Genomic DNA, 26594 nt, shown 5'->3' with positions numbered 1-26594 from the left:
AGAGGGTTAATTCACAAATGGGTGACAGATGACGAATTGATGCCTGTTGAATAATTACTCGCATTGCCGAGCCATTCGTTTTGTTTGTTAAACCTTAAAAGGCACCTATCATACTGGTGTAGGTGCCTAGAATAATATCCTCTAATTAAGCTCTTTAATAGCCTATAGGTAAACGAAACTTAAAGGTACTTCCTTTATCTAATTCACTTGATACATCAATGGTGCCGCCGTGCAGACTGACAATCCATTTTACGATCGACAAGCCAAGACCTGTATTGCCGTTAGCAGTTGAGGTACGAGAAGGATCGACGCGATAAAAACGATCCCATATTTTATTTATATGTTCTGCACTAATGCCAATTCCATTATCCGAAATCTCACCTATCACATGATTACCCTGCTGATATAATTTAATCTTTACATATCCGCCAGGCCTTCCATAGGCAACCGCATTCGTAATCAGGTTCATAAGTAATCTCATGATTAACGTTTGATCTGCTTTTATAAAAAGATTATCCTCTAGGTCTGTAATTATCTCAATATCAGCTTTATAAGCCATATAGGTTAATTCTTCTGCTACCATTTCTGTTAACTCACTAATATTAAGCCTTTCAAATAGAAAATGGTCCATATTCTGCTGATCAACTCTGGCCAGTAAAAGTAATTGCGAAATGAGAGAGGACATTTTTTGGGATTGTTTTAGAATGACCTCAAGGGATTCCTTTACTTCTTTTGAATCATCAATTTGAGATAAGGCGTATTCAGATTGAGAGATGATGACAGAAGTAGGTGTCCTTAATTCATGAGAGGCATCAGAAGTAAATTGTTTTTCATTCTCAAATGAAGATTGTAATCTATCGAACATTCGGTCAAAGGTCTGTGCCAAAGCATGAATTTCATCATTTGATCCCTTAAGGTCAATACGTTTTGATAAATCTTGTCCGTCGTTAATTTCACTGACTGTATCAATCATTTTTTGTACGGGACGAAACGCTCTTTTTGTAATAGAATATCCGCCGGTAGCTGCTACAATAATAAGGAATGGAAAAGCAATTAGCGTCACAAGTAAAATGGTGTTCATGGCTGACGATAATTGATTTAATTGATAAACGCCTCGAATCCATATCTCATCATTAAATTTTTTATATGGATGATCATATAATAGCCATTCCTGTCCATTCTGTTCAATGGTTTGAAGTCCATCCTTATTCATTGGTATGTCCCCGTTAAATCCAGATGGAACATTGCCTTCCAGTAAAGCACCATTTTTATCGTAAATTAAAAGAGTGACCCCATCATCATAATACTCAAAATCATTATCTACCTCTAAATGTCCGTTTTCATAATCTATATCTCTAAAACCTTCTTTTACTGATTCCTCGAGTTGGTCCTGGATATTTAACAGAAGAATTTTATCGGAAGAGGCCAAAATAATACTTAATACCATAGCCATAATAATCACAATTAGGCCCGTATACCAGAGAGTGATCTTCATTTTAATAGATAATTTTTTCATGACTCTATCCTCAATACGTAGCCAGACCCTCTAATAGTATGGATAAGCTTGATCTCAAAATCATTATCTATTTTTTTTCTTAGATAACGAATATAAACATCAATGATATTTGAGCCGCCTTCATAATCATAATTCCAAACATGTTGTTCAATATTATCTCGAGACAATACAATATCTTTATTGCGAATCATATATTCCAAAATTGCAAACTCCTTGCTGGAAAGGTCAATATTTTTACCCTGTCGCGTTACCTTATGGGTATTACAGTCCACTACTAAATCTCCCATTTCATAAACGTTGGATGTGTTACCTGATTGCCGGCGCATTAACACCCGTATCCTGGCCAGTAGTTCATCGAAGGCAAATGGTTTGATTAAATAATCATCTGCGCCTAAATCCAGTCCTTTGACCCGATCTTCAATCGTATCTTTTGCGGTTAACAATAAAACCGGAGTACGATTACCTTCTTCTCTTATATGCTGCAAAACTTCCAGTCCATTTACTTCTGGAATCATTATATCTAACACGATCAAATCATAAGAAGCCATGGAAATATAATCGAGTGCATCAGACCCATTTCCACATGCGTCCACACTGTAATTTTCCACTTTTAAACGGTTTGCAAGAACGTTTTGTAAATCTTGTTCATCTTCGACTATGAGAATCCGCATGTTTAGTCTCCTTTTCTTCTTATTTAATATATTTTACTATAATTCACGTTTATTAAAAAAAGATGAGAAAATCATTTTTATTCATTAATGTTCCTTTAATGTTTACCCATTATGATGAAGTCAAGATCAAGGAAAAGAATAAAAGACAGGAGGAGAGGCGTCAAAATTAATGGAATGATAATTGGTTCCTGTTCTGGTCAAATGGTCTTATGTTCTTCGTAAATTAAAAATTCTAATCAATTTTATTGACCAATTAGACCAGTTTGAAGATTAACTAGAAAAGGAAATTGTATATAAACGATAAAAAGGAGAGATAGCTATGTTAACAAAATACAAAAACATGGTAGTAGAAAATAAAAAGAAAATAATCGGTGGCTTTATTGCCATAATTGTTCTTGGTATCGCCATTGTAGGCGGTTATGTTGGAATGGGTTATTACTATGCAAATAAGAATGACAACTATACAGAAGCACAAATTAAAGAAATAGCTTTGAAGCAAATTGATGGAGAAGTTATCAGTGTTCAAAAAGAATTCAATTTGGAAGATGACCGTATTTCCCGTTCTGAATACGAATACGATGTTGAAATTAAAACTTCAGAAAATCTTTTGAAAACAATCACTGTAAAAGGTAGAACAGGCACTATAGAAATAGATGATGATTTTGACGATGATCATATTTCCCGTTCCGAATTTGATGGTAAAAATTAAATTCATGAAAATTTCTTAAGTACAACCAACATAAGAGGAAGAACATGTCTAATTGAATTAAATGGATTTAATAATCAGGAGACTCCGCCAAAAGATTTATCTCTTTTTGGGAGTCTCTTTTTTATGGATATGGATAAGTTAAATTCTGGTATTATGATATAAAAGATATCTGGATACAAGGAGGAGACGATATGTACCAATATTTTAACGGCTTAGTCATCCGGGAAGGGACAGAAGGAGTTCCAGCTGAAAGTGTAGAAACTCTTTTTACAGATGCAGGATGGGCGAGAAACACACCAGATTGGCAGAAAGAAAAGTTTTCATTAATATTTGAAAACTCCACCTGGGCTTATACTGTATGGGATTCTAGCCGAATGATTGGAATGGTTCGGGTTATTTCAGACAAAATAATGGCCGCTACTATAATGGATTTAGTCGTTTTAACCGAATATCGAGGAAAGGGGATCGGTAAAAAATTAGTTGAACTATGTGTACAAAAGCTTCCTCATGGAGATTGGTTCGCGCATACGTCCGCTGATAATTTCAGTTTCTATGAAAAGTGCGGATTTGAAGTCAAAGACTTGTCCCAAAATGGAACGTGCGTCTATTATGGATATATACAAGCCCGTAAAGAGGGGCATAGATAAATAAAAACAAAGCTAACACCAACTAGAATCGCAGAGGATTTAGGGTGTTAGCTTTATTTATTTCACTCTATTTGGTTTCGTTTTCTCTCAATCTTCCCAGTTTACTGTGTTTTTTTCAAGAAGAATGAAAGAACGACATTTATGATAGCTAAAATTAAACTGATCTTAAATACAAATGCGGAACCAGTAGCTGCAGCTGCAGTTAAATCATTGGCTGCACCGGATAAGTAATCAGCTTGTTTCATAGAGAATAGAGATACCATTACCGCAATACCTATAGCTCCGGCTACTTGCTGAGACGTTTGTGTAATTGCAATACCATCTGGATAATATTGTCTAGGTAATGCATTCAGTGTATTTGTTTGTACGGATGCTAAGACCATACCAACACCTAACATCATCACGATATGTGTCAATACCATAATCCAAAGAGCGGTATCTGTTCCGTATGATGCATAAAGTCCATATCCAATGACAACAAGAATTGTACCTGGAGTAATCACGGCACGTGGTCCATATTTGTCAAATAATTTACCAATTATCGGCGCAAGTACACAGTTGATTAAACTCCCCGGAAGCATCATTAATCCTGTTACAAATGCTGAAACGATAAGGGCGATTTGCATATACATTGGTAAAACAACAAGCATGGAAAGCATGTTGAGGAAGGTAATAATATTCATAGCAAGACCTAAAACGAACATTGGGTATCTAAATGCTTTTAAGTTTAACATTGGGTGTTCCATCTTATTTTGACGGATACAGAAGAATAGTAATGCTATTAAGCCGATAATAATTGTTCCTAATACGGTTGCATTTGTCCAGCCAAGCTCTCCACCGACACTTACACCGTATACAACACCACCAAAACCAATTGTAGATAATACTACAGATAAAATATCAATTGAGACATTACGGATTTCATTAACATTCGGTATATAGATATAGCCAATGATTAGTGAAATTAATAAGAATGGAATGGTGAACCAGAAAATCCAATGCCAAGATAAGGTGTCTAAAATCATGCCTGCTAAGGTTGGTCCAAAAGCTGGTCCAGCTAAAATAACTAATCCCATTGTTCCCATTGCAGCTCCACGTTTATTTGGCGGGAAAATCGTGAAAATAACACTTTGTGTTAAAGGTAAAATGATAGCCAACCCAGCTGCTTGAATAATACGTGCTGTTAAAAGTACGCTAAATGTGGGTGCTAAAGCAGCTAAAACTGTCCCTATAAGAGAGAAAAATAAAGCTGCCATGAACATTTGGCGTGTCGTGAATTTTTGCATTAAAATACCTGTAACTGGTACTAAAATACCAAGTGTTAAAAAGTAGCCTGTTGCCAACCACTGAATGGTTGTTGCATCCACACTAAAAATTTGGCTTAATTGTCCTAATGCTATATTTAAAGCTGTTTCACTAAAAAGCCCGACAAATCCTGCTACCAAGAGGGCAGCCATTATCGGTCCCGTTTTGATTTGTATTTGTTTATTCACTTGTTATAACTCCTCTAAAAATAAATTATTTGTAAATTCGAGATTGCTCTCAGGGAGAAACGCATTTGTAGAGCAAAAATCCATCTTCATTGGAAGTCTAATCACTAAAGAAATAGAATAATACAGAATCTTCTGAAAAAAGATTCGATAAAACCTTTGATTATAAAATTTTCTCAATTAAAATCAGACTCTTGTAAACATACATACTAAAACTACATTAGGGCGAATTTTCACTCACCTATATTTGCTAACTGTAAAGCAAGTCATTGTCTCTATGTTTTTTTAGTCATTGATTCGTTTTTAATCATTCCACTTGGGCATTAATTATTGATAATTTGAGATAAATCCAGTATTCGCAAGTAGAATCATACTTCTTTCAAATGGTGAGAGAACGAAACTTTGCTATTTTTATGCTTGTTTCGTAGGATCCAACACCTGTATATCCTTTTGGCGGGATAGTCCATTGCATTCGTAAATAATCAGCAATTTTGTATCCCTCCTGTTAGTACACCTCCACCATACTAACCAGTCAGTCTGTTTTTCACTATAACAAAATATTTCTTCTTGTGTAAGTAATTTGTTTTTTTTGGTGACAATATTTTTATAATTGATCTTTTTATGTATTAGGAGTTTTATGCATGGGGGTAAAAATGAAACCTTGCTATATCAAGGATGAATCAGTATATAAATCTATTAAAAATGTATCCCCTTACATTTATAGCAGGGTAAACATGCACTAAATTGGGAAGTGGATTGTATTTTTTTAGTAATTCATATACCGAATTTTATTATTTCAAAATAATATAAGCGGTGGTTAGATTAACTGGTTATTAGTGATGGTTTCATACAGCGGGGTAGTTTATTCTATCTAAATTCAACTATTGATAAATATTCATTGATAGGCAGTTCCCGATTTATTATCCTCTGAATACCTATTTCACTACTGGCCACCAAGAAAATAGTAAATAAAATCATCCTGTGATACATAATTATTTAAGATGTGAAATATTTGAAAATGAAAAGGTTCTGCTTTCTGATTAAATAAAGTTTTACATCTTTAAGAACTGTATAGAATAAAAAAGGATTAACGGCATTAGGAGTCGAAAAGCTATAGTAATAGGTTGTTACTAGGATATAAGGAGTATGGAATCATGCTGAAAATTTTACGCTATGTTTTTTCAACGGTAGTTTTAATATTTGTATTATACGGATTTATTACTAGAAGCTTTGCGTACCAACCATTTATGATTTTTTTCTTAGGGTTAATGATGTTAATCATTGGATTAGAAGAATATCAAAAAGGACGAAAACTGATTAGTTGGGTGAGTCTAGGTGGATTTTTGTTTGCCATGTATGTAGCAATTGAAGGTTTTATACTGAATTAACAATCTGCAGTAGGATCTTTTTGGCGCTTTCAGATTTATGATCAATATGTGATCACATCTTACATTTCAGATTACATTGTGAGTAATCATATTGTTTAGAGATCTGGCATAAACTGATCCATATCCACATTGGTAAAAAATCCTGAATAAATTGACAAGAAAATGTACTCGTGTTGAATTTATCCTTAATTAAAGAATTTTGAATTCGAGGTATATTGCATTTTACATAAAGTCTCGAATTCGAAATAAAAGTATTGGAGGAATAACAATGGCAAAATGGATAGTTGACCAGTCTCATTCAACAATTGGCTTTGCAGTGAAACATATGATGGTATCAAAGGTAAAAGGAAAATTTGATACGTATACAGCAGATATTGAAGCCGCGGATTTAACAGATTTGACAACAGCTCAAATTGCATTTCAATTTGATCCAGCAAGTATTAACACTTTTTCAGAAGATCGTGATACACACTTGAAATCTGCTGAATTTTTTGATGTGGAAGCATATCCTACAATCGAATTTAAATCTACAAGCATTACAAGATCTGGGGATGACTATAAAGTAACTGGTGATCTGACTATTAAGGATGTAACAAAGTCAGTTACATTCGATGTCGAATTTGGCGGAAAAGGCAAAAATCCTTGGGGAGTTGAAGTATACGGTTTTGAAGGGGACGCGAAGATTAACCGAGAAGATTTTAGTCTTACTTATAATGCAGCACTTGAAACGGGCGGCGTTTTAATTGGTAAAGATATTAAAATAGAAATAGAATTAGAGATTAACCCGGCAGCATAAGTTTAATCGTTCTTCTAAGGGGAAATAAAGAAGGATAATGTCTTCTAAAGAGGGTAATTTATGAGTGATTCCGCTCTTTTTTTATCCAATATCTCGAATTCGAGATAAATAGTTAACGGGGGTATAGATATGATATTGAATGAATTAAAAGGATTGCACCATGTGACTGCGATTACGAGCAGTGCAGAAAAAATTTATGAATTCTTTACAGGGGTTCTTGGTATACGCTTAGTGAAGAAAACCGTCAACCAGGATGATATTAAAACGTATCATTTATTTTTTTCAGATGATGTCGGCTCCCCGGGTACAGATATGACTTTCTTTGATTTCCCTAGTATTTCAAAGGGAATTCACGGGAACAATGAAATTTCGAAAACATCTTTCCGAGTTCCAAGTGACGCAGCTCTAGACTATTGGATTAAACGGTTTGATAAATACGAAGTTAAACATACAGGAATTCAAGAATGGTTCGGCAAAAAAACAGTGTCCTTTACTGATTTTGATGATCAGTCATATCAACTAATTTCTGATCAGAGTAATGAGGGAGTAGCTTCCGGAACGCCTTGGCAAAAGGGGCCTGTCCCATTGGAATATGCTATTACAGGATTGGGTCCAATATTTATTCGTACCTCTAATTTCGATTATTTAAAAAAACTTATGGAAGAGGTTTTGTTGTTTAGAGTGTTAGACAGCCATGAATCTTATCATTTGTTTGAAATGGGCGAAGGAGGCAATGGAGCACAGGTTATTGTAGAACACAATACAACTCTTCCACAGGCACAGCAAGGCTTTGGTACAGTTCACCATGTGGCATTTCGCGTGAATGACCGCTCAGAGCTGAAGGATTGGCAAAAACGTTTGCAGGCATTTAATATACCCAATTCAGGTTATGTAGAACGTTATTATTTTGGTTCACTCTATGCAAGATTGGCACCGCATATTTTATTTGAATTTGCAACGGACGGTCCTGGATTTATGGAGGATGAACCATACGAAACTCTTGGAGAAAAATTATCCTTGCCGCCATTTTTAGAAGAAAAACGAGAACAAATTGAAAGTATAGTTCGATCCATTGATACGGTTCGCAGTACCTTAACGTTTGAAAAAGAATACTTGTAAAGAGTAAGAACAACATAATCGGCAATTCATTATAAGCAACTAAGATGAGATTGAAAACTAAGATACTATTTCAGGGCTAATCGTAAATTTCGATTAGCCCTTTTATCTTTAATAGTGAATCTAGTTTTCTATATAAGAAAGATAGATTATTTGAAAATTGTTACAATATTTTTGTAACTATTACAATTTTATTTAAATTATACCAAATTCATGTTATGATATCTGAGTTAACAAATAAAGCCATTTTTGATTAAATTTTATTTATTTTAGAATGATTTGAAACCGTTTGCGTTTAGGGAGTGAGAGTATGGCGATAGATCCGAATGCACCGATTTTTAATATGGCGATACGCACAGCAGATATGATCGTTAAAATGTTTGGGCCGCGCTGTGAAGTGGCGGTACATGATTTTGCAGATTTAAAAAAATCTCTTGTCTATTTAGCCGGCAATGTTACAGGAAGAGAAATAGGTAGTCCATGTACGGATTTAGTATTAAACGAATTGACTAAACCTGTATCTGACATAGAGGATATTCCAAACTATAAAACCAGATTGATAAATGGAATCACAATGAAATCATCGACCATTTTTCTACGGGATGTGGAAAATCATGTTATTGGGGCTATTTGCATTAATTATGATATTTCAATGATGATTCAATACGAGGCAGAAATTCAGGATTTCATTTCTTTTACTGAAACAGAAGAGAAGTCTGAAAACTTTTATTCGACCGTACAGGAAGTCATTCAAGATATGGTTGATCAAGTTTTATCCGGTTTTAAGAAACCGCCATCCATGTTGAGTCTAGAAGAGAAAATAGAATGTGTAAGATTATTACAGGAAAAAGGTGCTTTCCTAATTAAAGGTTCAACAGACTATTTAGCATCCGTTTTAGGAGTATCGAAGTTTACAATCTATAATTATTTGCAAAAAATACGAACACAAATAGATTACCAATTAGAATATCAGGTGAAATAAAGGAATCTATTACTTGTCGATTAAGGATTTTTGCACTATTTAGCTAAGCTTCTAATAGAATGAAAGCGATGGGGCTTTGGCTGGAAGTATCTGAAGAAAAGTAAGCTATCTAAAAAGCAGATTGAAAAAAGGAGAAAAACATAATGAAGTATCGATCAGCATTTGATATAATTGGTCCGGTTATGATTGGCCCATCCAGTTCACATACAGCAGGAGCTGCCAAAATAGGAAGAGCAGCCAGAACTATATTTAGCAAACAACCAAAGCGAGCAATCATTTCGTTATACGGTTCTTTTGCAAAAACCTATAAAGGTCATGGAACAGACTTAGCCTTAATTGCTGGTTTACTGGATTTTGATACCTTTGATGAGCGTATTCCAGATGCATATAAATTCGCTGAACAGGCAGGAATGGAAGTTCAATTTCTGGTTGAAGAGGCTGTAGTTGAACATCCTAATACGGTTAAAATAAATTTGTTTGATGATGGAGATAAAAAGTTAGAATTAGTCGGCATTTCCATTGGTGGTGGAACGATTGAGATAACTGAAATAAATTCGTTTAAATTAAAGCTGTCAGGTGGGCAGCCAGCTATATTGGTTATTCACAGGGATCAATTTGGGCTGATATCATCCGTTACAAGTGTATTAGCTAAAAATGAGATTAATATCAGCCATATGGAGGTTTCGCGTAAAGAACGGGGAGACATCGCAATTATGGTAATTGAAATGGATCAAAAGCTCGGAGAAGAAATCATAGAAGAGCTTAGTTCATTGCCAAACGTAAACCATGTAATCCGTATGTAAAATTAAATACTGACAGCAAGAGGAGGAAAGAATATGTTTCGAAATGTGGCCGAGCTTGTAGAGCTGGCACAATCCAATAATGTTAAAATTTCCGAAATTATGATTAGGCAGGAAATGGAAGTGTCCGAGCGATCAAGAGAAGATATTATTGCTCAAATGGATGAGAACCTCGCAGTTATGGAACGGGCGGTAGAGAGAGGTCTTAATGGTGTTAAATCTCATTCGGGATTAACCGGAGGAGATGCGGTGTTATTACAAAACTATATTAATTCAGGTAAATCTCTATCTGGTAAACTTTTATTAGATGCTGTCAGCAAAGCAGTGGCAACCAATGAAGTAAATGCAGCAATGGGAGTTATTTGTGCCACACCAACAGCAGGTTCAGCCGGCGTTGTTCCTGGTACATTATTTGCCGTTAAAGAACAGTTGAATCCGACTAGAATGGAAATGATTGAATTCTTATTTACGACAGCAGCGTTCGGTTTTGTAGTAGCAAATAATGCATCCATCTCTGGTGCAGCTGGGGGTTGCCAGGCAGAAGTTGGATCAGCTAGTGCCATGGCGGCAGCTGCCATAGTGGAGATGGCTGGTGGAACACCGCAGCAATCCGCAGAAGCTTTTGCAATTACTATGAAAAATATGCTTGGGCTTGTATGTGACCCAGTCGCCGGGCTTGTGGAAGTTCCGTGTGTTAAACGAAATGCGATGGGAGCTTCAAATGCAATAACAGCAGCTGACATGGCGTTGGCAGGTGTAACAAGCCGTATCCCATGTGATGAAGTAATCAGTGCGATGTATGAAATCGGAAAGTCCATGCCATCTGCATTACGGGAAACAGCAGAAGGCGGACTTGCAGCCACTCCAACAGGCCGCAGATTGGAAGAAGAAATCTTCGGAAAACCAAAAGCTAAATTAGTAGATTACTTGTTGGCAAAATAATAAGAAGCGTCTGTCCGCATCAAGTTAAGATGCAGGCAGGCGCTTTTTAAATGGTTGTGAGTGTGGTCCTGAAATTAAATGGGAAGGAATCCATTAATCTTCTTTATGTGGATCTATAATCATGTAAGGCCTCATCATGTCATAATCTTCATGTTCCAGAACGTGACAATGCCAAACATACGAGCCGCTATATGGAGAGAAGCGCATGATCAAGCGGGTAATCTCTCCAGGAGGGACAGCAACTGTGTCTTTCCAACCGTATTCATTTGGCTTTGGAGGCTGTGCAGGTCCAGTAAAGATAATGGTTCGATCCTCGTTATAACGATCCAAATCAAATGGCCGGCGATCGAGTATTTGGAATTGGATTAAATGGATATGAATTGGATGAGTAACGTTTGTAAGATTCATTAAGCTCCAAATCTCAGTCGTATCTAATCGTGGTTTTTCTGTCACTGGATCCATCCACATTTTATTATCGAGTAAAAGCAGAGTACGGCTGTATTGGTCGGTTGTACTTACTAATTTGAGGTTGCGAATGGCCGATATATTGTTGTGTTTTAAAGAGGGTACATAGGATAATCTGTTGGGAATATGGCTATTGTCCTGGCTGGAAAGTGGCTGATTTACCCTGAATTGAAGGATATCACCTGTTTGATCAGCTGGGTCTGCATTAGGCCCAAGATTATTTTTTAGCGTGATGGTTTTGCCTTCATATTGGCTAAAATCGACGATGACATCCATTCTTTCTGCAGGTTCAATTAGAATGCTGTCCATCCTTACTGTTTTTGGCAATAAACCGCCATCAGATCCAATTTGATAAAAAGGTTGTCCGGAATCAAGTTCCATTTGGTAACCGCGTGTATTCGAACCATTCAAAATACGGAAACGATATTTGCGTGGCTCCACTTCTAAAAACGGCCATACCTTCCCATTTACAAGAATAGTATCTCCAATAAAGAATGGTCTAATGGAAGGGTTTGGTAAATCATCCGTAGGATTATCCGGCTGGCTTGGATAGAATAAAGAGCCGTCATCGTTGAATGTCCGGTCCTGTATCAATAGGGGAATTTCAAAAGAACCGCTTGGCAGTTTCAGCGATTTTTCCTGTTCATCCCGAATAATATACATTCCGGCAAGACCGGCATATACATTCAGTCTGGTAATGCCCATGGCGTGATCATGATACCAGAGGGTAGCTCCACGCTGATTGTTTGGATATTCATATACTTTTCTTGTGAAAGCTTCGCCAACTTCCTTGAAATTATTTGTAAACCAGGCATCCGGGTATCCATCACTATCGGGACGGGTTTCGCTGCCATGTAAATGTGTAACTGTTCGAACCTCCGGCATATGTTCTAGATGATGGAATGTTTTATCGACAGGGAGAAAATGCTTGTCAGGAAGATTATTCTTCCATTTAACCTTTACAACCTCCCCCTGCTTGGCTTCTATAGTAGGCCCGGGATATTGGCTGTTATAACCCCATAAGCGAGTTGGCGGTAAATCTCGGTGTAGCTTTTGTTGAAACTCCTGCATTCTTACTTCATAATATGTTCCGCCTCGACCATTCTCCTTGGGATTCAGGGTTTTCATAATTTGGAGTGGATCCACGAACTTTTCCAGTTTTGGACTCATGTTGTCGGTCTCCTTTTTCACAATATACATTAGACTATGATGAACAGGATGGTTTGAAGTGGTCATTTGGACTAGTAAAGAGAGATAAATTAGTGAGAATAGCGGAGCGGCGATTGTTTAAAGAAAATGCATTAAAATTTTTAGCAATAAAAAAGGGAACAACAGACTGGCTGAAGTTCCCTGAATCTATTTATTTGAGTACCTTCCACAAATCAGTTCCAGTTGAGAATGATGAAGCAATAAATGAAACCGAAAATGAGAAGACTGCTGAAATGCCTGCTTAATTTTGCTAAAATAAAGATAATTATGCTGAAGGAGCTTAGAAATGGCTATCCAAATCTTTATATTAAGCAAACTAATGGAGGATAATAATTATCCTTATAAATTAAAAAAGCAGCTTTCAGAGCCAATTCCATTGGATCAATTAGGTGGATTAACAGAAAGCAAACTGTACTATCACTTTGAATCGTTGGCTAAACAGGGATTGGTTGAACAAGTTGAAGTTATAAAAGAGGAACATCGTCCAGATAAACAAGTTTTTGCGATTACGGATAAGGGACGTGAAGAGCTTCCTAAGAAAATATACAAACTGTTGGAAAATGCCGAGGATATCAGTGATATGGTAGTAGGTATTGCTAATATCAGGTATGTCGATCGTGATCGGGTTCTAACTATTCTTAACAAGAAATCAGAGCATATCCGTGCTCAATGGATGCATATTAAAGATTTTGAAAAAAAGGTTGAAGTAGACGAGGAAAACAAGAACCTTGTAGAGTTTATAGGGGAGTATGTGACTGCTAGAGTAGATCATACTATTTACTGGTTGGAAGAGTTAATCAAACAGATCAAACAGAGGAAAATATAAATTAACAGGAACTATATTTTTTTGAAAAATTACAAAAGATTTGGAGATTTTAAGGCACCACAAATGTTAGAGTCTACTAACAATTGTGGTGCCTTTTATATGCTGCCTAATAAAGTGTTGGCGATACCTATCTAGAAGGAGAGGTGTTCTATAAAAATGAAATATAGATTGGTCAGCTTCTCACCAATAAACTCCTATATTTTATTTCTACTAGAATTGGACACAAAGATTTTCTCATTTATAAAGGTACATATATTTATGGTTCTTTTATCTACTTCACAGAATTATCATTCACCATACAACATTAGATAACTGCTGTTTTTAAAAATTCAGGTAGAAATATAGGATAAATTTCATGTATTTTTTTTGAAAAAAGAGGTTTAAAACTTAGAAATACCATATCATTTGCAATCTTTTTAACCTGTAATTTATAGTAATAATAGAAGTTGTTTATAATTATTATAGATTGAAATTAATTCCAAAGATGGTACTCCTTAATACTGTATTTTCATCATACAGGGGTTATAAGGAGAGCTATTAAAAGAGGAGGTTTTCAGTATGGCAGAGAACAAAGAACATAATGGTTCAAAGAAAGAAGAAATGAAACGCGAGACTTTGACAACTCGTCAGGGCCATCCAGTAACGGATAACCAAAATATCCGCACAGTCGGAAATCGTGGACCTGCAACACTTGAGAACTATCACTTTATTGAAAAGATTTCCCACTTTGACCGTGAGGAAGTACCTGAGCGTGTCGTTCATGCTCGTGGTGCAGGAGCATTTGGATATTTCGAAACATATGGAAAAGTTGGCGATGAGCCAGTAGAAAAATATACTCGTGCAAAAGTATTTTCCGGTGCTGGAAAACGTACCCCATTAATGGTTCGTTTCTCTACAGTGGCAGGTGCAAAAGATTCATCTGAAACAGCACGTGATCCACGTGGATTTGCTGTTAAAATGTATACAGAAGACGGTAACTGGGATTTGGTTGGGAACAACCTTAAAATTTTCTTTATCCGTGATGCAATGAAATTCCCTGATATGATTCATGCATTTAAAGTGGATCCAGCTTCAAACGTGGCAGATCCTAGAAGGATGTTTGATTTTGTTTCCCGCACACCTGAAGCAACACATATGATTACATTCCTATTCTCTCCATGGGGTATTCCAGCAACATACCGCCACATGCAGGGATCTGGTGTAAATACGTATAAATGGGTAAATGATAAAGGCGAAGCAGTGTTGGTTAAATATCACTGGGAGCCAAAACAAGGAATTCGTAACTTGACACAAGAAGATGCAGATTCTATCCAGGCTAAAACAACTGCCCATGCAACACAGGATTTATATGAAGCGATTGAACGTGGAGAATACCCTGAATGGGAGTTATATGTACAAATTATGGAGGATGATTATCATCCTGAACTTGATTTTGATCCTCTTGATGATACTAAACTATGGCCAGAGGACAAATTCCCATGGTTGCCAGTTGGTAAAATGGTATTAGATCGTAATCCGGTCGATTATCATGCTGAAATTGAACAAGCTGCCTTCGGTACTGGAGTTCTTGTTGATGGTATGGATTTCTCAGACGATAAAATGCTGCAAGGACGTACATTCTCCTACTCTGATACACAACGTTATCGTGTAGGACCGAACTATCTTAAATTGCCAGTGAATGCACCAAAAGTGCCAGTTCGCACTAATCAGCATCGCGGCCAAATGGATGTTCGCGATCCAAAAGAATCCGGAGATAATCCGCATATTAACTATGAGCCATCTATGGTTGGCGGATTCCAGGAAGCAAGTAAAGAAGAACGTCCGCAACACCGTCCAACATACAATGCTGCAGTCATGAGTGAACCAATTGACCGTCCTAACAACTTTGGTCAAGCAGGTGAAACATATCGCAGCTTTGAGGATTGGGAACGTGATGAGTTAATTAACAACCTATCCAATGCTCTTGCAATTTGTGATAAACGTATTCAAGATGCCATGGTGGAATACTTCACTCAAGCAGATGAAGAATATGGACGCCGTGTAAGAGAAGGCATCGAAATGAAAATGAAAGAATTAGCAGAAATGAAGGAAGAATCTGCAGTACCAGGCCGTGAAGCAGGTAAATCCAGATTCGGTCAAGGTACGGCAGCAGCAATGGAAGCAACAAAAGATGCTGTGAAGAAAAGCCATGAGGCTGATCCATATTAATAGATGGACTAAAAGAAACTGCCAGTCAATTTGACTGGCAGTTTTTTAATGACGATTTGTTATTGAAGCAATAGAAGTAGTTAGAGATAAATGATAGAAAGAGAGGATTCCCTTTATTAAATCGCCTTCCCAATATGATAATTAGGAACTTTGGTTTTCAGAATCTTCATACATGATTTCGTTCATATCTTCAGGTAAGAATTAACTATGGAGAAAAAACATCTGAAACGACGATTTCTACCTTTAAGGACGACAATACCTGCATTACTACAATGCAATTAATATAGGTGTCTATTCAGAAATATGTTTGAGATTAACTATCCGCTGATTTTTTTATCTATACAAATATAAAAGTAGAGAGTGAACTAAAGGAAATAAATTGGGAATTACAACAAAAATTCAAAAAAAATCTACAAAGATTCCACCCCATAAGCAAAAGTAAAATCCGCCAATTTAAACGATGGGCGGATTTTTTATATCAATGATTTATCTATTTGGTTACTGTGCTTACAAATCATTTAACGAGATAATATCCCCGCTCGAGGCGCGTACTCCATAATGACAATCTAATAGTGCGCATAATATATATTTATTTTGCTGAGAATCAAAGACATAACGAGGTGTCAGCTCAAAATGATCTTTAATTTTTTGATAAGCTTCGTTTTTATTGACCAAAACTTCTTCTGAGCAAGAAAAATGACCAAATTGATCAATAAAAGGCTGATTATCCATGTAATTAATAGCTTGCAAACTCTTCGCATCAAAAATAATCATAAGCTTTCTATGAAAAACACATTTAGTGTCTTCTTGATTTAATCGTAATATTGCGTGGATGTATCCTTGATCACGGTGTAGAGTTTTCAGTGTCCAATTTCCTGTTTCATTTGAGTATACCTGGCGCAAAAATTCAGTGACCCCTACTATACATTTTTCTTCCTCAGCTTTACTAATTGGGAATGAATCCGGGCTCTGCTCATTGGATATTGCTTGCTCGATTGTTACATCCCAACTCAATTTAAGTTCCTGTCTTTCAAATGGTTTGAGGTTGGGTTCATCCCAATATATAGGTTTATTTATTTCTAAGGGTCTCATATCTTTGTTGAAATCTAATGGGATTACAGATTTCTGTTCATTTGTAACATAAATTTCCTCCACGCCATAAACGGGGATGAGTTGTTCCGATTCAAAGGATGGGAAATTGAGTAACTTTAATTGTTTCCATGCAAGGTGTTCTATTGATTCAAGAGATAGTGTGTATACTTCTTTCTTTATCATTTCATTGGGTGGAAATAGACCATGTTTAGAGTAGAGGGTGAGGTTACCATTATGATCTACAATCACTTTAATATGACCCGAGGGAGAAAAATATATATCTTCAAAGCATGCTTCAAAGTTAAATTCCCCATTTTCTTCTTTATGCAATTTAAAGTGCTTCCCATATGACAAACCAGTTTCTTGTTCAATCCAGTTTACAACGGTGTCTCTATTAACTTCAGTAAATCTAAAGCCGTTTGCATAAGAAATGTCACCTACAAAAATTACTCTCTCATATCTTAGGCTATTAATATCTAATTCAATAACTGCTGTGCCCTCAGGGTTAAGTTCTTCTTCCTCCACATGATTAGGAAACCACTCCATTTCAAGAAAATATACCGTCTCATTTAAGATATTTAACTTGCGAGATAATGAATGTCGTTTCAAATAATAATTATCCAAACCAAATTTAGCTCTGGTAGAATCAATTAATTCGTTTATTTTTATATTCATATTTTGCACCTACCCCTTTATAATCAGAACGCATATTACCTTAATTATACAGAAGAGTGAGCTTTAGGTTATAAATTATTAATTCTTCGATTATTAGTAATAACAATAATTCATACAAAACATAGCTAATTAGTTGGAATTGACTATTGACGTAATGTTTGGATAAATTGTAAGATTATTCTTAATCATTAATTTGATAGCTCGGATTTAAAAAATTTAAGCAGTATTTGAGGTGTTCAAATGACAGAACGATTTTATGACCAATTAAGTAAAGATTTTGAGGAAATGGTTTCCTGGAGGAGATATTTACATCAAAATCCGGAATTGTCATTTCAAGAGTCCAACACTGCTAAATTCATTGCAGATAAGCTGCGAAGCTTTGGGATCAACGTGAAGGAGCAGGTTGGAGGAAATGGAGTGATCGGTGTTATTGAGGGCAATCATCCGGGAAAAACCATTGCTTTCCGAGCTGATTTTGATGCTTTACCAATCCATGATGAAAAGAACGTTGAGTATAAATCAAGTGTTGACGGAGTCATGCACGCTTGCGGTCACGATGGACATACATCGGCTTTACTTGCGGTAGCGAAAGTATTAAACAATCATCGCAATCAATTAAAGGGGAAAGTAGTTTTATTATTTCAACATGCGGAGGAGAAGCCACCAGGCGGTGCAAAATTTATGATAGAAGAGGGTGCTTTGGATGGTGTGGATTTTATCTTTAGTGGGCATCTTGCGACTGATTTGCCTGTGGGGAAGATAGCAACAAGACCGGGTCCTGTCATGGCATCTGTTGACGCATTTAAAATCACCTTGCAGGGGGTAGGAGGGCATGGTGCAAGACCGCATCAAACCATTGATACTGTAGCAATTGGGAGCAGGTTGGTTACTAATCTGCAGGAGATAGTCAGCCGCCGTGTTGATCCAGTTGAACCGGCTGTTGTAACGGTTGGAAGCTTCCATGCTGGAAATGCCTTTAATATTATTGCAGATTCGGCCGTTTTGGAAGGAACTGTTCGCGCTATGAACTCGAATGTTCGTCAACAAATCGAGTTCGAAATTCGTGCCATTCTGGATGGGATGAAGGTTGCTGATAGAATTGAGTATTCATTAGAGTATATCCACGGATATCCAGTCCTGGTCAATCATAAAGAGGAAGCCTTATTAATTGAAAAATTAGTAAAAGAAACGATTTCTTTGGATGCCTTTGTTGAAAAAGACATCGTCCTTGGAGCTGAGGATTTTGCTTATTATCTGGAAGAGAGACCAGGGGCATACTTCCATGTTGGAGCACATAATGAACAGGCAGAAACACAGTTCCCTCACCATCATCCGCGATTTGATTTTGATGAAAAGGCATTGCTGCAGTTAAGCCGTATTTTTCTACAATTAGCTAATCATTATTTAGTAACAGACTAGGGGGAAGATTTATGTTTCAATTTGACCATCTTGTTCACTTTGTTAATAGCCCAGTAGAGGCAATAGAGCAGTTTCGCGATGTTGGCTTACACGCTGTTGAAGGCGGTAAGCATGAGAGTTTAGGTACATATAATTCTCTTAGTTATTTTGATTTAAGTTACATAGAATTGATCGGTGTTTATGACAAAGAGGCAGTAGTGTCCTCCTCTGGTATGAAATATAGCTTAAGGGAAACATTGAAGAACGATCAATTCGTAGAAGGATTATCAAGGATCGCGCTGCGTTCCAATGATTTAGAAAGTGTTGCGGAGAGGTTTCGTCAACATGGATTGGATGTATATGGGCCGCACCCGATGAGTCGAAAAAGACCCGATGGAAGTGTGGTCAGCTGGAAGCTATTATACGCAGGGAAACAGGGAGCAAAACTAGATTTACCATTCTTTATTGAATGGGATCAAAAAGACGAAGAACGCAAACAGGATTTAAAAGATCGATCTGTCATCGCAAAGCATGAAAAAGGTGACATTCATTTATCATACGTAGGATTTGCTGTTCAAAAGCATGATGAAACAGCGAAAAAATGGGCTGAATATTTAGATTTGCAGGAAGGAGAAATCTTTATCGATTCTTCATTGAATGCTACTGGAAAAAGGCTGCATGTAATGGGTGGAGATATTGTTTTATTTAGCCCGAATGGAGAAGGCCGTGTATCCGACATTTTAAATAAAAGAGGAGAAAAGCCATTTTTAGTCCAATTTAGCGGTGCCGGACAGGATGAAGAGGTCCAAATTTCAAAAGCAATCTATAGATTTTCAAAATAAATGAAGATAAGGGTGGGGACCTATGAAAAAGCGTACATCAAACTACTTAATCGGAATTCTATTACTGGTTGGTGTATTATTCATCACTGGATGCGGAAAAGAAAGTTCAAGTAACGCTTCAAAAAATGGAGATAAAGAGATTACGATTGGCTATCAAAAAGGGAATACACTACATATTTTAAAAGAATCTGGCTATCTGGAAGATACCTTGAAAGAAAAAGGGTACAAAGTGAAATGGGAAATGTTTACACATGGCGGAACATTGTTAGAAGGATTATATGCCGGTGCCATTGACTATGGACACGCTGCTGACGGATCCGGAATCTTTGCTCAAGCCTCCGGTAAACCACTTGTATATGTAGGGGCAGATACACCAAATCCTGAAGGTGTTGGATTGATGGTTTTAAAGGAATCAGGGATTACTTCGATTGAACAGTTAAAAGGAAAAAAGATAGGGGTTTTAAAAGGTGGTAATCATCATTATTTAGCGGTACTGGCAATTGAAAAGGCCGGTCTGTCGGTTGATGATGTGGAGTGGGTATATCCGGAGGATGCTGCGCAGGGAAGATCCATTTTTGAAACGAAAAAAGTGGATGCTTTGGCATCCTATGACCCATTCTTTGCTGCTGCTGAAGTTGAATTAGATACGATCACATTTACAGAAAACGTGGATTATCAATATCCCAATCGTACGTTCTACTATGCAACGCCAGACTTTGCGAAAGAGCATTCAGATTTAGTTGATCTTATTTTAGAAACTACGGATAAATCAGACCAATGGGCAAATGAAAATAAAGATGAAGTAGTCAAGATTATGTCCAAGGCATTGGGGATTGACGAAAAGATCGTGAAAAAGCAGTTGGATCGTCGAACATTCGGAGCAACGAAATTAACTCAGGAGATTGTGGATACACAGCAAAAACAAGCTGATAAATATTTTGAAATTGGTTTGATACCGAAAGAACTCGATGTTTCTAAAGATATGCCAATCAACTAAAAAGGAATGAAGACAATGAATCATAAAATAGTTAGGAATATTGAGCCCTGGATTATTCCAGTTATCATCCTGATTGTCTGGGAAGTCGTCGCCAGATTAGAAATTGTTAATGCTTCCCTTTTTCCTGCCCCTATCAGTGTATTAATTAGTGGTTGGGAGTTACTCGCGAGCGGTGAATTGGTCACTCATGTTGGGGCAAGCTTAGGGCGCGCTGTTGTTGGGATGGTGATTGGCGGACTAATCGGTTTTGCACTTGGTATATTTAATGGCCTTTCAGATCGCTCCTATCGTTTAACAGATACGAGCATTCAAATGCTACGCAATATACCGCACTTAGCATTATTGCCGCTCGTCATTGTTTGGTTGGGAATTGACGAAGGTGCAAAAATATTTCTGGTTGTATTAGGTGTGTTGTTCCCTGTCTATGTTAATACATTCCACGGCATTCGTAATGTGGATCCAGGACTAGTTGAAATGGGGAAAATGTATAAATTAAAGGGATGGAGATTATTTAAGGAAATTCTTCTGCCTGGTGCACTTCCTTCCATCTTCGTTGGTTTACGATATGCTCTCGGTGTAATGTGGTTAACCTTAATCGTTGCTGAAACAATTCCAACACAAGTAGGAATTGGCTATTTAGCAACGAATGCAAGGGAATTTATGCAAACGGATATCATTATATTAAGTATTGTAATCTATGCGTTACTGGGTAAACTGGCAGATATCATTGCCCAATTAGGTGAGAAAAAAGCGCTGAAGTGGAACGTAAGCTACAACAAATGAAGGAGGAGGTGGTAAGAGTGAGTAAGCTGGCAGCTGTAAAGTGGGAGAGTCAGAAAGAAATAGTTAATGATCAGGCGATTCAGATTGAAATCAATGATGTTAGCAAGCAATTCGGTGACAAAGAGGTATTAAAAAATATACAGCTAACCATTGAAAAAGGAGAGTTTGTAGCCATCATTGGGAAAAGTGGAAGTGGGAAAAGTACGCTTTTAAGACTTGTCGCAGGACTAGAGACTTTAACAAGCGGAGAACTGCTATTTAATGGAGTAGCATCCAATCAATCAACTGCCAATGTGACGATGATGTACCAGGATTCAAGATTGTTGCCATGGAAAAACGTTGTTGATAATGTAGGGCTCGGTCTTGATGGGAATTGGCAAGCAAAAGCAGAGGAAGTGTTGGACGCAGTTGGCTTATTATCGTTCAAGGATCAATGGCCGTCTACATTATCAGGAGGACAAAAACAACGTGTCGCTTTAGCGCGTGCGCTCATTCATGAACCATCTTTGCTCATGCTGGATGAACCATTAAGCGCTCTTGATGCATTTACAAGGATGGAAATGCAAAATTTAATCGAAACCCTCTGGCAACGAACTGGATTTAATGCTTTACTCGTCACTCATGACGTAAGAGAAGCAATTCGTCTGGCAGACCGGATAATCCTTATACAGGATGGTTATGTATCAATGAATGTAAAAGTCGATGCACCTAGACCGCGACAATTTACAGACAATAAGTTAACGTTATTGGAGGATAAGGTCCTGCAGCGAATTATGCAGGGGGAGTAGAAATAAAGCACGTCATTATTTTGGGGAATAAACTTGAAGAGATAAACGGTATAATCAAACAACTAAAATGTAGAACAATAAAGAATTTATAAAAATGAAATTATATTGCTATTTGATGGATCTCCCCAAAAGTTAAAGTTGGATTCTAACTTTTGGGGGTCATTTTTTTGGAGAGGTCTTCTTCTACTATCTTGTATCATCATGTAAGATCTGTGAAGTAACTTAAACCAGAAGTTATATGTTGCGGTTACTCACGGTAATTCAGTATAAAACGTGGAATATCAGAAAAACAGGTTCTTAACTGGTGTGTATATTCGGTATATCTTCAAGCACTGTATACCAATTACTATGCAGTAATCTGTTGCTATGTCCTAAAGAGTTAAAGGGCTTTATCCTGACTCTTTACATCCTCATTAAGTGCATCGTATTTGATGACTCCGTTCTCTGCCATTAGAATATAATTATCTGGATTTGCAGGGTTGAGCAGGAACACAAGGTATTCTGGTCCCAGTTCACCACTAAGTTTAGCTATTGAGTCAGCCAGATAGTTCCAGTCGTCCTTCGACATTTTACCGGTTAAAATCATTTCCATTTCCACAATAAAGTTCGGATCGGTCGGCAGAATCAGGAAGGCTTTTAATTCTGCGTTGTACTCCACCTTGGCAATTCCTTGGTATGCGTCTTGAAGGATTGACAGAGCGACTTGAGGGTCAATGGACCCCTTTTGTACTGGGGGAGGGGCTTCCTCTTTAGGCTCCACGGCTGGGGGAGCTTCTTCTTTAGGTTCCTCAATTGCAGGTGCCTCTTCTTTAGGCTCTTCTACTGAGGGAGCTTCCTCTTTAGGTTCCACTGCTGCAGGAACTTCTTCTTTAGGTTCTCCCTTCGGCTTAACTACCTCTTCTTCACCACAAGCAACCAACAGACCAACAAGACCAGCAAAAAGAATCAGTTTTTTCAAGCTATATTCCTCCTTCTGAAAATACGTTATTCAGTTAGGGGATGTTTTGCTCATCACTTTCGACTATTTCTGAACTGCTTGTTTCAACATTTAATTAAACATTTCAAGCTAGTTGTTATTACACTTTATGGCATAGTGTTATGGAGTGTATATAACCTACTAACGGCCTTCTTTTAATAAAAGTAGTATAATATTGTTTGGTGGGTGATGAAATGGATAAAAAATTGGAGAGACGCAAGAGGATGGTTAAAGCTGCTAAAGAATTATTTGCAGAGCATGGTTTTGAAAAAACAACCATGCAGAAAATTGCAGATGAATCTGGTGTAGGTGTGGCAACTCTATTTCGTTATTTTCCGAAAAAAGAGCATTTAATTATTGAAGTTATAAAAGAAGTCATAGAACAACAGGTACCAATTTTTGAGAAAATTATAGAATCTAACAAAACGGGTATAGAAAAAATGGATGACGTGCTAACTGCTTATATTATGTATATAAACGAAGAAAATAGCATATCATCAAAACTTTTGGAAGCTTTCGAAGTTTATATTGCATTTATCCAAATTGAAGTTGGATTGCTAGAAGAAATACATAAGGCCTACGGGAAAATTAGCGGCATCATTTTAAAAATTATTAATGAAGGTAAGAAGGATGGAAGCATACAGCTTTCACAAACCAATGAAGTGATTATAAGTACGATCATGAATATGTTCGGAACTGCTGTAAAGAAATATTCATTATATTCTTTAATACCAGAGGATGTTTTTATCTCTGCTCCTAAAAAGGAAAATTTAATTATAGTAAAGGATATAATTCTATCATACTTACAAAAAGGGAAGTAATAAGGGTTCCGTTATTTGAGATGTATGATTTATTAGTTTTTCTTATAAAATACTGCACAATAAATATTGTCATCATGGTTTCAAACTATGAAAGAAGAAAAAAAGACGCGTAATTTACACGTCTTTTTTTCTATCTTTTTATGATAAACAATCCTAAATAGAACTTTATATATGGGTAGATCGCTTCTATTATTTTTTTACTGTATTAATTTCAAGTAATTTATCTACAATTGCATCTGTTAGTTCCTGTGCTGTCTGTGGAACAAATTTGGTTAGTATTTGATTGACCATTGCACCCATCATACCGCCAGCAGTGATATCAAGATGTCCTGACATTTTAGTTGTCTTTTCGTCAATGACTTCGGCACGGAAATAGCCTCCGCCATTAAAGTTATCAGACAAACCTTTTAGATCAAAAATTACTTCGGATGGTTCATTCCATTCTTTAATATCGATTTGGAGCTTAACTGTCTTTTTCATAAACCCTAAGTCACCCTTGAATGCCCAAGTAGATTGGCGTTCACTTAAAATTTCATGGTCGATATATCCTGGAACAAGTGGAGCCCATTTGTTCATGTCATGAACAAATTCCCAAATTGTTTGAATATCTAATGGTACTTCAACTGTATGTGTTCCTTGTGGCATGATCTGCACCTTCCCGTTTCTGTATGGTTGTTTTATATGGTTATTGACGCAAATGAGTCATTATCTAAGAAAGTCTTTGTTTTTTTATTATGAATTGGCTGCGTGCTGTCCAGCTAAGAAGCCAAATACCATAGCAGGCCCGATTGTTCCGCCGGCACTTGGATAAATTGGGCCAAGTGGATTTCCTGAAGCATTTCCGGCAGCGTATAAACCTTTAATTGGTTCACCATTAAAGTTAACAACTTGTCCATTTTCATTGATTTTTGGTCCGCCATTCGTACCGAGTGCACCTAAATAGATAGGTAATGCGTAAAATGGACCTTTTTCAATTTTGCCTAGGTTTTTCTCAGGACTTCCGCCGCCATTTGTTAAGGCTTCAAACTGTATCGTACCGCGGTGGAAATCAGGGTCTTCACCTTGCTCACAATATTCGTTCCATTTTTGAATCTCCATTTCCAAACCGTCTGGATCAACACCAATTTTTTCAGCTAGCTCGCGAATAGTATCAGCTTGATCTACCCATTCAGGTGCAGGATCACCAGGTGCCATAGTAATAATGAGTTCGCTATCTTTTAGCTGTTGGTCAAAAATCATCCAGTTTGGTCCTTTGTTTGGAAACTCTACTTTTACTGGATCATAATTAAAGAAGGCTCTTGGCATATCGTTATAGGTTGTTCCTTCATGGACGAATCGGCGTCCGTATTTATTCACGATGATAGAGTTTGGACCATTACGGCCACCACCTAGCTGCGCCATTACATTATCTTCATATTCAAATGTTGGATCCACCATTGCTGGATACCACCATGCTTCACTCATATTTTCAAGTGCAGCGCCAGCCTTCATAGCCATTAAGAGTGCGTCTCCTTCATTACCAGGAGGGGTAACTGGATGAGTGAACTCAGCTTTTAAGAAGGCTTTGACTAATTGTTTATTCCATTCAAATCCGCCTGATGCTAGAATTACTCCTTTGCGTGCAGCGAAACGTAAAATTTCTCCATCTTTTGTTTCAGCGACAATTCCGACTACTTGTCCATCCTCGTCCATAATTAGCTCTTTACCAGCTGTTTCGATTAAGGTTTCGACGCCGCGATCCAAGCATGCTTTAAATAAAGAAGCGACTAATGAGCGACCCATAGTAACAATATTATTTTGCATACGCTCAGCCACTAACTGGAAGTCAATTCCTCCAACGGCTCCGCCTTCTTCTAATGTCAGAGGAGGGAAAATTGGGTTTTGACGGACTAATGAACCCCATTCTCCAATTTCATTTAAATCAAATGGAGCAGGGTCTAATGAACGTGTCCCATGTTTTAATGCCTCATCCATACGTGCATAATATTCTGGATAAGATTTTGGAGAAACAAATTTGACAGGAGTATGATCATCTAAAAACTTAATGATTTCATGTCCTTTATCTACAAAAGTTTCAATCATAGAATCTTCTGCTCGGCCAAGTGCTAAGCGTTTTATGAAATTAATAGCATCTTCACGATTATCTTCATACCCTTTTTCTTTCATATAATGATTAAGTGGAATCCAAGGAACTCCACCTGAAAAAGCAGTTGTTCCACCGATTTGATGGGTCTTTTCTAACACAAGAACCTTGGAACCGCTTTCAGAAGCGGCCACAGCAGCTGTCAAAGCGGCGCCACCAGTCCCTAAAACGATTACATCTACTTCTTTGTCCCAATTAGTAGGTATTTTACTAGACAAAAAATCATCCCCTTTGCCATTTTTGATAGTGACACTATCAATAAATTGATTATCACCGATAATTCTAATTATTTCAAGTTATTTGTCTAATTTGTG

At 37.1% G+C, this 26594-nt stretch carries 25 protein-coding genes; 17 read left to right on the top strand and 8 right to left on the bottom strand.

Annotated elements, in window-relative coordinates:
* Positions 1-154: 154 nt before the first annotated feature.
* Both AC4BHP_RS09265 and AC4BHP_RS09260 read right to left on the bottom strand, forming a co-directional pair.
* A complete protein-coding gene (locus AC4BHP_RS09265; protein WP_066101297.1) occupies positions 155-1516 on the bottom strand; it encodes a HAMP domain-containing histidine kinase in 1362 nt (453 codons plus the stop codon).
* Positions 1513-2187: a response regulator transcription factor gene (locus AC4BHP_RS09260; protein ID WP_066101294.1), complete on the bottom strand. Its 675-nt coding sequence runs from the start codon at positions 2185-2187 to the stop codon at positions 1513-1515. The genes AC4BHP_RS09265 and AC4BHP_RS09260 overlap by 4 nt, the downstream gene beginning before the upstream one ends.
* Before the next feature lie 319 nt (positions 2188-2506).
* On the opposite strand from AC4BHP_RS09260, the gene AC4BHP_RS09255 reads away from it, so the two are divergent.
* Together AC4BHP_RS09255 and AC4BHP_RS09250 are read left to right on the top strand one after the other, a co-directional pair.
* On the top strand, positions 2507-2896 hold the full coding sequence (locus AC4BHP_RS09255; RefSeq protein ID WP_257468965.1) for a PepSY domain-containing protein: 390 nt from the start codon (positions 2507-2509) through the stop codon (positions 2894-2896).
* A gap of 191 nt (positions 2897-3087) precedes the next feature.
* Positions 3088-3543: a GNAT family N-acetyltransferase gene (locus tag AC4BHP_RS09250; protein ID WP_140461172.1), complete on the top strand. Its 456-nt coding sequence runs from the start codon at positions 3088-3090 to the stop codon at positions 3541-3543.
* A gap of 101 nt (positions 3544-3644) precedes the next feature.
* Here the strand turns inward: AC4BHP_RS09250 and AC4BHP_RS09245 are convergent, their stop codons facing one another.
* Positions 3645-5036 carry a DHA2 family efflux MFS transporter permease subunit gene (locus tag AC4BHP_RS09245; protein WP_490551903.1) on the bottom strand — a complete coding sequence of 464 codons (1392 nt, stop codon included), beginning with the start codon at positions 5034-5036 and terminating at the stop codon, positions 3645-3647.
* Positions 5037-6187: 1151 nt separating this feature from the next.
* Between AC4BHP_RS09245 and AC4BHP_RS09240 the strand changes: the two genes are divergently transcribed.
* The 6 genes from AC4BHP_RS09240 (at position 6188) to sdaAA (ending at position 11057) form a co-directional block, all read left to right on the top strand.
* A complete protein-coding gene (locus tag AC4BHP_RS09240; protein ID WP_139891402.1) occupies positions 6188-6421 on the top strand; it encodes a DUF3953 domain-containing protein in 234 nt (77 codons plus the stop codon).
* Positions 6422-6689: 268 nt separating this feature from the next.
* Positions 6690-7217, top strand: a complete 528-nt coding sequence (locus AC4BHP_RS09235) for a YceI family protein (RefSeq protein ID WP_490551902.1) — start codon at positions 6690-6692, stop codon at positions 7215-7217.
* Positions 7218-7352: 135 nt separating this feature from the next.
* Positions 7353-8336: a ring-cleaving dioxygenase gene (locus AC4BHP_RS09230; protein ID WP_139891571.1), complete on the top strand. Its 984-nt coding sequence runs from the start codon at positions 7353-7355 to the stop codon at positions 8334-8336.
* Between the two features lie 307 nt (positions 8337-8643).
* A complete protein-coding gene (locus AC4BHP_RS09225) occupies positions 8644-9315 on the top strand; it encodes a helix-turn-helix transcriptional regulator (RefSeq protein ID WP_066101283.1) in 672 nt (223 codons plus the stop codon).
* 143 nt (positions 9316-9458) lie between these two features.
* Complete coding sequence (gene sdaAB / locus AC4BHP_RS09220) at positions 9459-10118, top strand: L-serine ammonia-lyase, iron-sulfur-dependent subunit beta (protein WP_066101280.1); 660 nt, start codon at positions 9459-9461, stop codon at positions 10116-10118.
* A 33-nt stretch (positions 10119-10151) separates the two neighbouring features.
* A complete protein-coding gene (gene sdaAA, locus AC4BHP_RS09215) occupies positions 10152-11057 on the top strand; it encodes an L-serine ammonia-lyase, iron-sulfur-dependent, subunit alpha (protein ID WP_066101277.1) in 906 nt (301 codons plus the stop codon).
* A gap of 93 nt (positions 11058-11150) precedes the next feature.
* On the opposite strand, the gene AC4BHP_RS09210 is transcribed toward sdaAA, so the two are convergent.
* Positions 11151-12692, bottom strand: a complete 1542-nt coding sequence (locus AC4BHP_RS09210) for a multicopper oxidase family protein (RefSeq protein ID WP_490551901.1) — start codon at positions 12690-12692, stop codon at positions 11151-11153.
* A gap of 92 nt (positions 12693-12784) precedes the next feature.
* Between AC4BHP_RS09210 and AC4BHP_RS09205 the strand changes: the two genes are divergently transcribed.
* The 3 genes from AC4BHP_RS09205 to AC4BHP_RS09195 all read left to right on the top strand — a co-directional run bounded on the left by AC4BHP_RS09205 (position 12785) and on the right by AC4BHP_RS09195 (position 15765).
* Positions 12785-12976 carry a hypothetical protein gene (locus AC4BHP_RS09205; RefSeq protein WP_066101273.1) on the top strand — a complete coding sequence of 64 codons (192 nt, stop codon included), beginning with the start codon at positions 12785-12787 and terminating at the stop codon, positions 12974-12976.
* A gap of 41 nt (positions 12977-13017) precedes the next feature.
* Entirely contained in the window at positions 13018-13557 is a 540-nt protein-coding gene (locus tag AC4BHP_RS09200) for a PadR family transcriptional regulator (RefSeq protein WP_066101271.1), read from the top strand.
* A 558-nt stretch (positions 13558-14115) separates the two neighbouring features.
* The gene (locus AC4BHP_RS09195) at positions 14116-15765 is read left to right on the top strand and encodes a catalase (protein WP_490551900.1); all 1650 of its coding nucleotides are present in this window, start codon (positions 14116-14118) and stop codon (positions 15763-15765) included.
* A 507-nt stretch (positions 15766-16272) separates the two neighbouring features.
* On the opposite strand, the gene AC4BHP_RS09190 is transcribed toward AC4BHP_RS09195, so the two are convergent.
* Entirely contained in the window at positions 16273-17532 is a 1260-nt protein-coding gene (locus AC4BHP_RS09190) for a hypothetical protein (RefSeq protein ID WP_490551899.1), read from the bottom strand.
* Positions 17533-17772: 240 nt separating this feature from the next.
* On the opposite strand from AC4BHP_RS09190, the gene AC4BHP_RS09185 reads away from it, so the two are divergent.
* Genes AC4BHP_RS09185 through AC4BHP_RS09165 form a run of 5 tightly spaced genes read left to right on the top strand, consistent with a single transcriptional unit; the run spans position 17773 to position 22340 of the window.
* Positions 17773-18951 (top strand): M20 metallopeptidase family protein, encoded by a 1179-nt coding sequence (locus AC4BHP_RS09185; protein WP_066101254.1) that lies wholly within the window; start codon positions 17773-17775, stop codon positions 18949-18951.
* Positions 18952-18962: 11 nt separating this feature from the next.
* Positions 18963-19772 carry a VOC family protein gene (locus AC4BHP_RS09180; protein WP_490551898.1) on the top strand — a complete coding sequence of 270 codons (810 nt, stop codon included), beginning with the start codon at positions 18963-18965 and terminating at the stop codon, positions 19770-19772.
* A gap of 22 nt (positions 19773-19794) precedes the next feature.
* Positions 19795-20769, top strand: coding sequence for an aliphatic sulfonate ABC transporter substrate-binding protein (locus AC4BHP_RS09175; RefSeq protein WP_148629481.1), 975 nt, complete (start codon positions 19795-19797; stop codon positions 20767-20769).
* Positions 20770-20784: 15 nt separating this feature from the next.
* Positions 20785-21552 (top strand): ABC transporter permease subunit, encoded by a 768-nt coding sequence (locus tag AC4BHP_RS09170; protein WP_490551897.1) that lies wholly within the window; start codon positions 20785-20787, stop codon positions 21550-21552.
* 17 nt (positions 21553-21569) lie between these two features.
* Positions 21570-22340, top strand: coding sequence for an ATP-binding cassette domain-containing protein (locus AC4BHP_RS09165; RefSeq protein WP_225983666.1), 771 nt, complete (start codon positions 21570-21572; stop codon positions 22338-22340).
* A gap of 379 nt (positions 22341-22719) precedes the next feature.
* Here AC4BHP_RS09165 and AC4BHP_RS09160 read toward each other — a convergent pair whose 3' ends face one another.
* Positions 22720-23298, bottom strand: a complete 579-nt coding sequence (locus AC4BHP_RS09160; protein WP_139891394.1) for a hypothetical protein — start codon at positions 23296-23298, stop codon at positions 22720-22722.
* Between the two features lie 212 nt (positions 23299-23510).
* Here AC4BHP_RS09160 and AC4BHP_RS09155 point away from each other — a divergent pair, with 212 nt between their 5' ends.
* Positions 23511-24137 carry a TetR/AcrR family transcriptional regulator gene (locus AC4BHP_RS09155; protein WP_066101237.1) on the top strand — a complete coding sequence of 209 codons (627 nt, stop codon included), beginning with the start codon at positions 23511-23513 and terminating at the stop codon, positions 24135-24137.
* 189 nt (positions 24138-24326) lie between these two features.
* Here the strand turns inward: AC4BHP_RS09155 and AC4BHP_RS09150 are convergent, their stop codons facing one another.
* Both AC4BHP_RS09150 and AC4BHP_RS09145 read right to left on the bottom strand, forming a co-directional pair.
* A complete protein-coding gene (locus tag AC4BHP_RS09150; RefSeq protein ID WP_066101234.1) occupies positions 24327-24782 on the bottom strand; it encodes an SRPBCC family protein in 456 nt (151 codons plus the stop codon).
* Between the two features lie 87 nt (positions 24783-24869).
* A complete protein-coding gene (locus tag AC4BHP_RS09145; RefSeq protein ID WP_175354222.1) occupies positions 24870-26498 on the bottom strand; it encodes an FAD-binding protein in 1629 nt (542 codons plus the stop codon).
* Positions 26499-26594: the final 96 nt, after the last annotated feature.

The organism is Pradoshia sp. Z4_20 (genome assembly GCF_058216035.1).
Note: the sequence above shows the minus strand (reverse complement) of the source record. Positions and strands in the feature narration are given on the sequence as shown.

Excerpts from the sequence above, each read along its gene's own strand:
- AC4BHP_RS09265 (WP_066101297.1), bottom strand. The coding sequence starts at position 1,516 with ATGAAAAAATTATCTATTAAAATGAAGATCACTCTCTGGTATACGGGC.
- AC4BHP_RS09260 (WP_066101294.1), bottom strand. The coding sequence starts at position 2,187 with ATGCGGATTCTCATAGTCGAAGATGAACAAGATTTACAAAACGTTCTT.
- AC4BHP_RS09255 (WP_257468965.1), top strand. The coding sequence starts at position 2,507 with ATGTTAACAAAATACAAAAACATGGTAGTAGAAAATAAAAAGAAAATA.
- AC4BHP_RS09250 (WP_140461172.1), top strand. The coding sequence starts at position 3,088 with ATGTACCAATATTTTAACGGCTTAGTCATCCGGGAAGGGACAGAAGGA.
- AC4BHP_RS09240 (WP_139891402.1), top strand. The coding sequence starts at position 6,188 with ATGCTGAAAATTTTACGCTATGTTTTTTCAACGGTAGTTTTAATATTT.
- AC4BHP_RS09235 (WP_490551902.1), top strand. The coding sequence starts at position 6,690 with ATGGCAAAATGGATAGTTGACCAGTCTCATTCAACAATTGGCTTTGCA.
- AC4BHP_RS09225 (WP_066101283.1), top strand. The coding sequence starts at position 8,644 with ATGGCGATAGATCCGAATGCACCGATTTTTAATATGGCGATACGCACA.
- sdaAB (WP_066101280.1), top strand. The coding sequence starts at position 9,459 with ATGAAGTATCGATCAGCATTTGATATAATTGGTCCGGTTATGATTGGC.
- sdaAA (WP_066101277.1), top strand. The coding sequence starts at position 10,152 with ATGTTTCGAAATGTGGCCGAGCTTGTAGAGCTGGCACAATCCAATAAT.
- AC4BHP_RS09210 (WP_490551901.1), bottom strand. The coding sequence starts at position 12,692 with ATGAGTCCAAAACTGGAAAAGTTCGTGGATCCACTCCAAATTATGAAA.
- AC4BHP_RS09200 (WP_066101271.1), top strand. The coding sequence starts at position 13,018 with ATGGCTATCCAAATCTTTATATTAAGCAAACTAATGGAGGATAATAAT.
- AC4BHP_RS09195 (WP_490551900.1), top strand. The coding sequence starts at position 14,116 with ATGGCAGAGAACAAAGAACATAATGGTTCAAAGAAAGAAGAAATGAAA.
- AC4BHP_RS09190 (WP_490551899.1), bottom strand. The coding sequence starts at position 17,532 with ATGAATATAAAAATAAACGAATTAATTGATTCTACCAGAGCTAAATTT.
- AC4BHP_RS09185 (WP_066101254.1), top strand. The coding sequence starts at position 17,773 with ATGACAGAACGATTTTATGACCAATTAAGTAAAGATTTTGAGGAAATG.
- AC4BHP_RS09180 (WP_490551898.1), top strand. The coding sequence starts at position 18,963 with ATGTTTCAATTTGACCATCTTGTTCACTTTGTTAATAGCCCAGTAGAG.
- AC4BHP_RS09175 (WP_148629481.1), top strand. The coding sequence starts at position 19,795 with ATGAAAAAGCGTACATCAAACTACTTAATCGGAATTCTATTACTGGTT.
- AC4BHP_RS09170 (WP_490551897.1), top strand. The coding sequence starts at position 20,785 with ATGAATCATAAAATAGTTAGGAATATTGAGCCCTGGATTATTCCAGTT.
- AC4BHP_RS09155 (WP_066101237.1), top strand. The coding sequence starts at position 23,511 with ATGGATAAAAAATTGGAGAGACGCAAGAGGATGGTTAAAGCTGCTAAA.
- AC4BHP_RS09150 (WP_066101234.1), bottom strand. The coding sequence starts at position 24,782 with ATGCCACAAGGAACACATACAGTTGAAGTACCATTAGATATTCAAACA.